The 10,646-nt window shown below is 65.5% G+C and carries 10 protein-coding genes and 1 pseudogene; 5 read left to right on the top strand and 6 right to left on the bottom strand.

The genetic code is table 11. The annotated features are described in order from the left end of the window. The coding region (locus tag A2J03_RS16115; protein WP_269455211.1) for a phosphoenolpyruvate-utilizing N-terminal domain-containing protein at positions 1 to 655 on the bottom strand (655 nt) is incomplete at its 3' end. Positions 656 to 940: 285 nt separating this feature from the next. Here A2J03_RS16115 and A2J03_RS16110 point away from each other — a divergent pair. The 4 genes from A2J03_RS16110 to A2J03_RS16095 are packed head-to-tail and all read left to right on the top strand — an operon-like array spanning position 941 to position 5,064. Continuing rightward, on the top strand, positions 941 to 1,708 hold the full coding sequence (locus tag A2J03_RS16110; protein WP_068375818.1) for a DeoR/GlpR family DNA-binding transcription regulator: 768 nt from the start codon (positions 941 to 943) through the stop codon (positions 1,706 to 1,708). Continuing rightward, positions 1,705 to 2,709 carry a 1-phosphofructokinase family hexose kinase gene (locus A2J03_RS16105; RefSeq protein WP_068375813.1) on the top strand — a complete coding sequence of 335 codons (1,005 nt, stop codon included), beginning with the start codon at positions 1,705 to 1,707 and terminating at the stop codon, positions 2,707 to 2,709. The genes A2J03_RS16110 and A2J03_RS16105 overlap by 4 nt, the downstream gene beginning before the upstream one ends. Positions 2,710 to 2,717: 8 nt before the next feature. Next, complete coding sequence (locus A2J03_RS16100; RefSeq protein WP_068375811.1) at positions 2,718 to 4,760, top strand: PTS fructose transporter subunit IIABC; 2,043 nt, start codon at positions 2,718 to 2,720, stop codon at positions 4,758 to 4,760. Between the two features lie 46 nt (positions 4,761 to 4,806). Further along, complete coding sequence (locus tag A2J03_RS16095) at positions 4,807 to 5,064, top strand: HPr family phosphocarrier protein (protein WP_068375808.1); 258 nt, start codon at positions 4,807 to 4,809, stop codon at positions 5,062 to 5,064. A gap of 11 nt (positions 5,065 to 5,075) precedes the next feature. Here the strand turns inward: A2J03_RS16095 and A2J03_RS16090 are convergent, their stop codons facing one another. The 5 genes from A2J03_RS16090 to A2J03_RS16070 form a co-directional block, all read right to left on the bottom strand. Beyond that, positions 5,076 to 6,095 (bottom strand): hypothetical protein, encoded by a 1,020-nt coding sequence (locus A2J03_RS16090; RefSeq protein WP_068375806.1) that lies wholly within the window; start codon positions 6,093 to 6,095, stop codon positions 5,076 to 5,078. A 4-nt stretch (positions 6,096 to 6,099) separates the two neighbouring features. Then, positions 6,100 to 7,539, bottom strand: coding sequence for a GTPase HflX (hflX, locus tag A2J03_RS16085; protein ID WP_068375804.1), 1,440 nt, complete (start codon positions 7,537 to 7,539; stop codon positions 6,100 to 6,102). Between the two features lie 207 nt (positions 7,540 to 7,746). Continuing rightward, a complete protein-coding gene (gene dapF / locus A2J03_RS16080) occupies positions 7,747 to 8,616 on the bottom strand; it encodes a diaminopimelate epimerase (protein ID WP_068375802.1) in 870 nt (289 codons plus the stop codon). A gap of 39 nt (positions 8,617 to 8,655) precedes the next feature. Beyond that, the gene (gene miaA, locus A2J03_RS16075) at positions 8,656 to 9,564 is read right to left on the bottom strand and encodes a tRNA (adenosine(37)-N6)-dimethylallyltransferase MiaA (RefSeq protein WP_068375800.1); all 909 of its coding nucleotides are present in this window, start codon (positions 9,562 to 9,564) and stop codon (positions 8,656 to 8,658) included. Continuing rightward, positions 9,561 to 10,280, bottom strand: a complete 720-nt coding sequence (locus tag A2J03_RS16070; RefSeq protein WP_231912560.1) for a class III extradiol dioxygenase subunit B-like domain-containing protein — start codon at positions 10,278 to 10,280, stop codon at positions 9,561 to 9,563. Before A2J03_RS16070 ends, miaA begins: the two co-directional genes overlap by 4 nt. A gap of 153 nt (positions 10,281 to 10,433) precedes the next feature. Here A2J03_RS16070 and A2J03_RS16065 point away from each other — a divergent pair. Beyond that, positions 10,434 to 10,646 (top strand): annotated as a pseudogene (locus A2J03_RS16065) (DUF349 domain-containing protein); the annotation flags it as partial.

The raw sequence follows: 10,646 nt of genomic DNA, 5'->3' as shown, positions 1-10,646 counted from the left end.
CGACCACACACGGTATCCCCAACTGACGGGCGATGATCGCGGTGTGACTCGTCGGTCCGCCCAACGACGTCGCGAGCCCGACCACGAGGCTCGCATCGAGGCCGGCAGTATCGGCCGGAGCGAGATCGTCGGCGAACAACACCGACGGAACGGTCGGTGTCGGCACACCCGGTTCGGGTACTCCGAGAATCTCGGCGATGACACGGTCGCGGATGTCACGCAGGTCCGTCACGCGCTCGGCCATCAGACCGCCCAGCTTCTGGAACATTGCCGCGAACTTCTCGGTGGCAGCATCCGTCGCGGACGTTGCCGGGGTCCCGGCGGCGATCAGCTTCTCCGCTGCCTTGAGCCAACCGCGGTCTTGCGCCATCGCGGCATTCGCCGACAGCACTTCGGACGCCGCACCGGTGGCAAGCTCTGCCCGGCCGCGCAGACGGCCTGCAACTACCGACGCCGCCTCCCGGAACCGTTCCAGTTCGGTGCCACGTGCAGCTTCGTCGACGACAGAGGTGTCGACAGGTACGTCGGGACGGCGGCCGGGCCTGATGACCGGGCCGAAGCCGATTCCAGGTACGACAGGAGTGCCGCGCAGCACCGCCGCCCCGGACAGTGGCGTCCCGGTCCCCTGCATCTCCGCTCGAAGCGATCCCGTCATGCGTCCTCCTGGAACTCGAATGTGGTGTCAGCCCGACTGTGATCCTCTGACTGAAATGAAACTGTTGTGACCGAGATTACTCTTTGCTCTTGACATGTCAACAGATACGGGCGTAAAACAACATAAACCAACATGAAATGGGCCGGGAGCGCAGCCCGCGGAGTGACCAGGGTGGGCAGGAGCGCAGCCCGCGGAGTGACCAGGGTGGGCAGGAGCGCAGCCCGCGGAGTGACCAGGGTGGGCAGGAGCGCAGCCCGCGGAGTGACCAGACAGAAAGGAGCGCAGGTGTACGCAGAAGAACGGCAGCGGTCCATTGCGGAACTCATCACTTCCTGTGGCCGGGTCTCCGTGGCCGACCTGTCTACGTCCTACGGAGTGACGACCGAGACGGTTCGTCGAGATCTTGCTGTTCTCGACCGGCTCGGCGTCGTCCGCCGCGTACACGGCGGAGCGGTGCCGGCGTCGGCGCTGACAGTCACCGAGCCGGGCGTCGGCGAGCGCGAGTACATCCGTGCCGAGCAGAAGGACGCCATCGCTGCCGCAGCCCTCGACTACCTCCCGCCGTCGGGTGGCAGTGCAGTACTCGATGCAGGAACGACCACCGGTCGACTCGCAGCTCTGCTCGGCGGCGACCGAGAACTCACCGTCATCACCAACTCGGTTCCCATCGCCGCACGTCTCGCTCTGTTCGGTGGCGTGAACCTGCGCATGCTGGGGGGTCGAGTTCGCGGAACGACACAGGCCGCAGTCGGCGAGGAAGCGTTGACGGCACTCGCGTGGCTGCGCGTGGACGTGGCATTCATCGGAACCAACGCGCTCAGCGTCGGCCACGGCTTGTCGACGCCCGACAGTGACGAGGCCGCGGTCAAGCGAGCAATGGTTCGCAGCGCCAATCACGTCGTGGTGCTGGCGGACTCGTCCAAGATCGGCCGCGAGCATCTCGTGAGCTTCGCGCGGGTGGACAACATCGACGTCCTCGTCACCGATTCGGACATAGACGAAACAGACCACAAGAGTTTGACCGACAACGGAATCGAGGTGGTGATCGCATGATCGTCACGCTGACGGCCAACCCGAGCATCGACCGCACCGTGATGCTCGACTCCGAGATGGTTCGCGGCGGTGTGCATCGAGCACGCGGCGCGGCCAGTGACCCGGGAGGCAAAGGCGTCAACGTCGCACGGGTGCTGACGGCGTCCGGAGTTCAGGCGATGGCTGTACTACCCGCCGCCGAGCACGACCCGCTGTTGGAGGCATTGACTGCGAAAGGAGTTCGGTACTGCGCCGTTCCGACGACTGCGCTTGCCCGCACCAACATCACCGTCAGCGAACCCGGCGGCACGACGACCAAGATCAACGAGCCGGGCCCCGAACTCAGCCGAGAGACTCGTGATGCACTGTTCGCGGCGATCGTCGATCTCGGACGGGACGCGACATGGGTCGTGCTGTCCGGTTCGCTTCCCCCAGGCATCCCTGTCGATTGGTACGCCGAGTTGGTGACGGCTCTACGGGCGACGCCGTGCAAGGTCGCCGTCGATACCTCCGACGCACCTCTGCTCGCCCTCGCGGCCTCGTTTCCCGCGTCCGCGCCGGACCTGATCAAGCCGAACTCCGAAGAACTCGCGCAGCTGACCGGAGTCGACGGCGGCGATCTCGAACGTGCTGCAGCGGCTGGTGATCCGATTGCGGCGGTGGATGCAAGTCGCATTCTGCTGGCGCGCGGGATCGGGGCAGTTCTGGCAACCCTGGGGAGCGCAGGCGCCGTTCTGGTCACCGCCGAGGGGGCGTGGTTCGCGACCCCTCCGAAGATCGACGCAATCAGCACCGTCGGCGCAGGCGACTCCTCGCTTGCCGGCTACATACTCGCCGACATCGAACGATGTGCGCCCGAGGACCGAATCCGCCGTGCCGTCGCGTACGGCACCGCTGCGACCGCGCTACCCGGCACCACCCTTCCCACCCCCGACCAGGCACACCCCGACTCCGTATCGGTACGAGCACTCGATCCAGGCGTCATCCCGTCCACCACTCCCAGTTCCTCGACACTCTCCTAGGAGCAGTAATGTCCACACCGACCAACGATCCCGCAATCATCGCGGAGGAGCTCATCCTCCTCGATGCGGACCTCGGCGAGTCCAAAGATGCTGTCATCTCCCGACTCTCCGAACTCCTCGCCTCTGCGGGCCGTGCCACCGACGCAGTTCCGCTGCGCGACGCGGCACTCGCCCGCGAGGCCCAATCCGCAACAGGCTTGCCCGGCGGCATCGCCATTCCCCACTGCCGTGCCGAGGCCGTCGTATCGGCTTCCCTCGGATTCGCTCGACTGAACCCGAAGGTCGACTTCGGGGCTCCCGACGGCCCCGCCGACCTGGTCTTCCTCATCGCCGCTCCGGCAGGCGCGGGATCCGCGCACATGAAGCTCCTCTCGAGCCTCGCTCGTGCGCTGGTCAAGCCGGAATTCGTGACTGCGCTACGCGAAGCCCCGACCGCAGCCGACGTAGTGGCTCTGGTCGACGGAGTCATCAACCCGGCACCGAAAGCCAAGCCCGCCGTTCCGGCCGCAACGGCCACTCCAGCAGCACCGGCACCAACCGCAGCAGCAGCAGACGATGCACCCAAGCACATCGTTGCCGTCACGGCCTGCCCGACGGGTATCGCGCACACCTACATGGCTGCAGACTCGCTCGTCGCTGCCGGCGAACGCGCAGGCGTCACGGTGCACGTCGAGACACAGGGCTCCAGCGGAAGCACCCCCCTCGACCCCGCATTGATCGCCAGTGCCGAAGCCGTCATCTTCGCCACCGACGTCGGAGTCAAGGGCAAGGAACGGTTCGCCGGCAAGCCGGTCATCTCCTCCGGTGTCAAACGTGCCATCAACGAGCCCGACGTCATGGTCACCGAGGCCCTTCGCGCATCGAACGACCCGAACGCCGCACGAGTGTCCGGCACCGCAGCAGCTGCGGGCGGAAGCTCATCGAGCGCAGGCGAACTCGGGTGGGGTACACGAATTCGCCAAATCTTGCTGACAGGCGTCAGCTACATGATCCCGTTCGTCGCGGCGGGCGGTCTGCTCATTGCTCTCGGCTTCCTCGTCGGCGGCTACGAAATCTCCAGCAACGCCGAAGAGATCGTCATCAACAACTCGATCACCGCGCTCCCCGACGGCGGTATGCGGGCCTACCTCGGAGCAGTCCTGTTCCAGATCGGTGCGCTGTCGTTCAGCTTCCTGGTCCCTGCACTGGCGGGCTACATCTCGTACGCCATCGCCGACAGACCAGGCTTGGCACCAGGTTTCACGGCAGGCGCTGTCGCAGTGCTCGTCGGTGCCGGATTCATCGGTGGCCTCGTCGGTGGTCTGATCGCTGGTTTCGTCGCTCTGTGGATCAGCAAGTGGAAGATCCCCGCTGTCCTCCGTGGACTCATGCCGGTCGTCATCATCCCGCTTTTCGCCACGCTGATCGTCGGCGGACTGATGTTCCTCGTACTCGGCAAGCCTCTCGCCGCCATCACCAACGGACTCACCGACTGGCTCAACGGACTCAGCGGAACGTCGATCATCATCCTCGGCATCATTCTCGGGCTCATGATGTGCTTCGACCTCGGCGGACCGGTGAACAAGGCCGCGTACGCATTCGCGACGGCAGGGCTGTCGGTCACCGACGTAGCCTCGCTCCGCATCATGGCCGCCGTCATGGCCGCCGGAATGGTTCCCCCGCTCGCCATGGCACTCGCGTCGCTCGTGCGTCCCCGACTCTTCACCGAAGCAGAGCGTGAAAACGGCAAGGCCGCATGGTTCCTGGGCGCCGCGTTCATCTCCGAAGGTGCGATTCCGTTCGCTGCCGCAGACCCACTGCGCGTCATCCCGTCGATGATGGCGGGCGGGGCGTTGACCGGCGCGCTCATCATGGCGACCGACGTGACCCTCAGCGCTCCACACGGAGGCCTGATCGTGTTCTTCGCCATCGGAAAGTTCCTGTGGTTCCTGATCGCACTCGTTGCAGGAACGCTACTGTCGGCCTTCCTGGTCGTGTTCGCAAAGCAGTTCGTCAAGGGCAAGAACGCTCCCACCGAGGAAGCACTCGACCCCGATCTCGTCACCGCCTGATCCAGCCACCGCCTGAACTCGTCACTTATCACATAGGAGCAGAGAAATGCCAAGCACCACAGTCACCGTCGGATCAGCCATCGGTTTGCACGCACGTCCGGCCGCTGTGATCTCGGAAGCCGTCGCAGACGCCGGCGTCGACGTCACGCTCGCCGTCGACGGCGAAGAGCCGGTGGACGCCGGCTCCGCCCTGATGATCATGACCCTCGGCGCCACCAAGGGAACCGAGGTCACGGTCGAAAGCGAAGACCAAGCGACCCTGGACAAGATCGCGGCACTGGTGGCATCGGACCTCGACGCCTGACCGTCCCTCGGCTATTGCCTTCGGGCACGCCCGAAGGTGTAGAGGATCGACGCGAACACCAACACCCCGGCGCCGGCCAACGCACCGAACGTCCATCGGCCACCCGATGACGTCTCGGTCGGGGCCGGTGCCGGTGGTGGTGACACCAACGATGTGCCGCCGACCAATCTCTCGATCGGCGGCAGCTGCCCACCGGCAGCCTCGGAAGCGACCAGGAGACTGCCGTCGTCACCGAAGGCGACAGCCTCACCCTGCGGTTGAACTGGGAGCGCAACGACGGTCGGATCCCCCTGCACTGCCTGCACGACGTTCCCGTCGACGACCGGAAACAGGTACACGTCGTTGTAGGTGCGTACTGCCACGGTGGTTCCGTCGGTGCTGACCGCGCCACCCGTTGCCAGCATCGAGCCGGTGATGAAGGGCGGGCCGCCCGGAGTGTCGGTCCCTTCGAACGTCAGGGCACCGACCTTGGTCAGCGCCGTCGGCCCGGGAGAGAGCAGTTCACTCAGCGTTGCATCACCCTCGGGTACGTACACACCACTGCCGCCCGACGGCTCCTTCGTCACGACAACCGGCCGCCCTCCCGGCTCGATCAAAACGGTCTCTGCGTCGTGAGGACCGTCCGGGTAAACGAGTCGATACAGCTCGCCGTCCCCGGTGGCAGGGTCTATTCGGGTCAGCGCGACCGTATCCCTGCGACGCAGATTGTCTCCGACGTCGGCCAGCCACAGCTGTCCGTCGTGCGACGCGAGATCCTCCACGTCGTACGGATCGACTGGCACGTCGATCCAGCGGGTCACCGCGCAGTTCTCGTCGAGAACCGCAACTCGATGATCGGTTCCGCTGTCGCCGATCGCGTACAGCACACCGTCCGAGAAGGTGAGGCCCGACAGCTCGTCCAAAGCCGGATCGGTCGGCGTGCAGTAGGTGTCGAACTGCTCCTGACGCACGACGGGTCGATCGTCGGCGACTGCGACCGCAGGGACCAGCAGTAACGCACCGAGCATTCCGGCTACGACAAGCGAACGCATCGAATCAGGCGGTCGCGATCTCGTAGGCGAAATCCGTCAGAACCGACGCGAGCGCCGTGGGTACCCGCGCTTCCACGCGCGTACCGTCCGCTTCGTGGGACGACTTCGAAATCTTGCCCTCGGTGTGGATCCGAGCGACAAGGTCTCCTCGGGTGTACGGCACGAGCACGTCGACCTCGGACTCCGGCCAGGCGAGGATCTTGCCCAGGTGATCGCGAAGTTCATCGATGCCCTCGCCGGTGCGAGCGGAGACGAAACGCGCGCCCGGCAGCAACCCGCGAAGCTGCGTCAGCTGAACCGGATCCGCCGCATCGATCTTGTTCACGACGATAAGCTCGGGGGGCATCGCCGAATCCCGTTCCTTGACAACGTCGGCGATGACCTCACGGACTGCCTTGATCTGGTCGGTCGGCAGCGGATCGGACCCGTCGACGACATGAAGCAGAAGGTCCGCGTCGGTGACCTCTTCGAGAGTCGAACGGAACGCCTCGACCAGCTGCGTCGGCAGGTGCCGGACGAACCCGACGGTGTCGGTCAGCACGACGGCGCGCCCGTCCTCCAACGTGGACTTGCGCGAGGTCGGGTCGAGGGTAGCGAACAGTGCGTTCTGTACGAGAACGCCCGATCCGGTAAGCGCATTGAGCAGACTGGACTTACCTGCGTTCGTGTATCCGACGATCGCGATGGATGGGACGGTGCTCTCCAAGCGTCGTTCGCGCTTGGTGTCACGGGCCTGCTTCATACCCTTGATCTCGCGGCGAAGCTTGGCCATCCGCTCGCGAATGCGCCGACGATCCGTCTCGATCTTCGTCTCACCGGGGCCACGAAGGCCGACGCCGCCGTTGCTTCCAGCTCGACCACCTGCCTGGCGCGACATCGACTCGCCCCAACCGCGAAGCCGGGGAAGCATGTACTCCATCTGAGCGAATGCGACCTGCGCCTTGCCCTCTCGAGACGTCGCGTGCTGAGCGAAGATGTCGAGGATCAACGCCGTCCGGTCGATGACCTTGACCTTGACGACCTTCTCCAGGGCATTGAGCTGGGCAGGTGTGAGTTCACCGTCGCAGACGACGGTGTCGGCGCCGGTTGCCAGAACCACGTCTCGCAGCTCGTGTGCCTTGCCGGATCCGATGTAGGTCGCCGAATCGGGCTTGTCTCGACGCTGCACGAGCGCATCGAGGACTTCCGATCCTGCCGTCTCGGCAAGAGCGGCAAGTTCGGCCATGCTGCTCTCGACCTGCGCGGCTGTGCCGGTGGTCCAGACGCCGACGAGAACTACTCTCTCGAGCCGGAGTTGGCGGTATTCGACCTCGGTGACGTCGGCGAGCTCGGTGGACAGCCCGGCTACGCGGCGTAGAGCAGTGCGTTCCTCGAGCTGCATGTCACCCGATGACGGGTTCGAGTCCTCGTCGGTGTTCGATGCGGCGATGGGTGACCGCGCAATGCGCTTGGACCACGCTTCGGATTCCTCGCGCGTCCACGCGGAGCCGCTGGCAGTCTCGTCGGCTGCTGAATCCTGTCTTTCTGAATCCGTTATCTCGTCAATCCTTCGATGTGGGAATCACACGATTCCTGGTTATCTTGTTCCGTCGTCATCCATGATCCACGAAAAGCCCAGCGTGCGCACGTAGGTTTCCTTCAGGGTTTCGCCTCAGGCGAGTTCACGCCACCAGTCGTCACCGATCGTTCCGGTCGCCACCAGCACCGAAGGGCCGCGCAGGGTGGCACCCGAATCGTCGATGGACACGGTAACCTCACCGCCCGGCACCCCGACGACGACCTGGCCCGAGTCCTGGCCCTCGTACGACAGTGCTGCCGCCGCAGCAGCCACCGTGCCGGTTCCGCACGACCGGGTCTCACCGACGCCGCGCTCGAACACGCGCATGTCCACCCGACCGAACTGCAACCTCGTCAGAATTTCGACGTTGGCCCCAGCGGTGAAGAAATCGGAGTCGAGCTCGGGCGCCACGGACAGGTCGAGAGCTCGCAACGACGCGATGTCCACCGACGGGTCGACGCACGCCAGATGCGGATTTCCGACGTCGATACCGATGCCCTCCAAACGTCGCCCGGCAAGCGTGGTCGAGCTCGCGCCCATCAGGTGCACATCACCCATCGAGACAGTGACATCGGCGGTGGTGTCGTCGAACTTGTGCACGATCACGGGACGGGCCCCCGCCCGCGAGCCGACCACGAACCGATCCTCGGTCTCCAGCCCCGCCACCCTAAGGTAGTGCGCGAACACGCGGACTCCGTTGCCACACATCTCGGCGATGCTGCCGTCTCCGTTGCGGTAGTCCATGAACCAGTCCTCGGCGCCGACATCGGTAGGCAGCCGGTCGAGGACTCCGGCGTCGCGCAAGGCACCCGCTCGCGCCACGCGGAGTACGCCGTCGGCACCGAGCCCGCGTCGGCGATCGCACAGAGCTGCCACGCGTGGGCGAAGAAGTTCGATCTTCACGTCCGGATCGTGCAGGACGACGAAATCGTTCTGTGTTCCGTGGCCTTTGACGAAGTGCATTCTGCGGATTCTACGGTCAGACGTCTTGTGCAAGCGCAGCTAGTGGCGCAGTACGGACAGCGCCGAGTCCAACAGTGCGGGATCGGCGCCGTCGAGCCAGTGCACACGAGGGTCCCGGCGGAACCACGATCGCTGGCGTCGGACGTACCGCCTGGTGCCGATGAACGTGCGTTCCTGCGCGTAGTCGAGATCACATGTGCCGTCGAGGACGTCGAGTACCTGCGCGTATCCGATGGCACGTGAGGCCGTGACTCCCTGTCTCAATCCGACGTCAACGAGTGCGCGGACTTCGTCGACGAGGCCGCCGGTGAACATGGAGTCCGTCCGACGCGCGATGCGCTCGTCCAACGCGACTGTGTCGCGATCGACCCCGAGCAGGCGCGTGGCCCACCGTGGCTCTCCGATGGTCGGTGCCGATGCCGCGAACGGTGACCCGGTGAGCTCAACGACTTCGAGAGCTCGAACCATGCGCCGCCCGTCCGTGGGCAGAATCGATGCCGCGGCATCGGGGTCTCGCTCCTGCAGCGCCCGGTGGACCGCGTCGGTTCCGCCGTCGGCGAGCACCGCTTCCCAGCGCGCTCGGACGACCGGGTCGGTCGCCGGGAATGACCACTCGTCCAGCAGAGATTGGACGTACATCATCGAGCCGCCGACGATGATCGGCACCTTGCCGCGCGCCCGGATGTCCTCGACGTCGGCCACTGCGGCGTGCTGGTACCGAGCAACGGTTGCGGTCTCGGTCACGTCGAGAACGTCGAGGCGGTGGTGAGGAATCCCCCGCCGCTCCGCCGGCGTCAGTTTGGCGGTTCCGATATCCATGCCGCGGTACTGCTGCATGGCGTCGATATTGACGATTTCGCCGTCGAGCCGTTCCGCGAGGTCGAGTCCCAGATCGGACTTTCCGGTGGCGGTCGGACCGATGACGGCAATCGGTCTGATCTCGGTCACCGAAGTACATCCCAGGTGCCGACGAAGTAGCCCACTCCGAACGGGGCTCCCCGGTACAGCGTTCGCGGACCGAGCCGATCGGTGCCCACCACGCCGGTGAGAGTTTGCCAGGCTGCGACGGATCGAGCACCCACGTCGTGGCACAGTCGCCGGTCCAGTGTGGCCAGTGTCTCCAGGTCGGCCGAGGCCAACGCGTCGTCGATCTGGGCCTGCACGTGCGCCGCCCGGCCGTCGAAAGACCCCGGGGCCTTCTCCGTCAAGGTAGTTGCGCCGTCTCCGATGACCAGCAATCCCCATTCTCGCCCATCGCTGTCTATTTCCTCTCGCAGTTCGCGTCCGAAGCGACGGCACTCGTCCGAGTCCGCATTCTGTTCCACGAGCCGCACGTCCACGCTGCTGTCCGGAGCGGCCTGGCCACGCAGCCAGCCGGCGATCAGAGCGGGCAGTGGCAATTCCGGGTCGGCAGCGCTCGCTCGTGGCGACAACGCAGCAGCGACGTCCACGCCGTAGCCTGCGAACGTTCCCGACGAGGTCGACGCGACACGCCTGCGACTGTCATCGACACCGACAGCCACCCACAAGTCCACCGCGGCGGCGAGAAATCTGACGGCGTCCAGCGACGCATCGCGAACCTCGGAGGCCTCGGGGGCACCGTTTCCGGTCAATTCGGGCACCAGAAGGGGCGGGGACGGCACCAAGGCCACGGCACGAAACACATGACCAACGCTAGCCGGTCGAGCGATCCCGGCCGACACACCAGGTAAGAATCGGCAGACGAGCACACCTAGTCCGGTTACACCTGTTTGAATGGTTCGATCGGTCGACACCGAGTTAACGGCAGCCGTGACGCGCGGCAGAGATGAGGAACAATGACCGATCCCAACGACACCAGCAGCGAAACCCCGAAGCCTGCAGCTCCGAAACCCGGTGGCCCGAAGCCCGGCGGGTCCGCCCGCCCTGTGGCCAAACCTCATCCGGTGTCGACACATGTGGGAACTGTCACGGCCGCACTTGCGCCCCCCAGCGATCCGAGCAAGTTCGGTCGCGTGGACGACGACGGGACCGCCTGGGTCATCACCGCC

This window comes from Rhodococcus sp. EPR-157, assembly GCF_001647195.1.
Taxonomy (GTDB): domain Bacteria; phylum Actinomycetota; class Actinomycetes; order Mycobacteriales; family Mycobacteriaceae; genus Rhodococcoides.
Note: the sequence above shows the minus strand (reverse complement) of the source record. Positions and strands in the feature narration are given on the sequence as shown.

Coding starts and splice junctions, on each gene's coding strand:
- A2J03_RS16105 (WP_068375813.1), top strand. CDS start 1,705: ATGATCGTCACGCTGACGGCCAACCCGAGCATCGACCGCACCGTGATG.
- A2J03_RS16100 (WP_068375811.1), top strand. CDS start 2,718: ATGTCCACACCGACCAACGATCCCGCAATCATCGCGGAGGAGCTCATC.
- A2J03_RS16095 (WP_068375808.1), top strand. CDS start 4,807: ATGCCAAGCACCACAGTCACCGTCGGATCAGCCATCGGTTTGCACGCA.
- A2J03_RS16090 (WP_068375806.1), bottom strand. CDS start 6,095: ATGCGTTCGCTTGTCGTAGCCGGAATGCTCGGTGCGTTACTGCTGGTC.
- dapF (WP_068375802.1), bottom strand. CDS start 8,616: ATGCACTTCGTCAAAGGCCACGGAACACAGAACGATTTCGTCGTCCTG.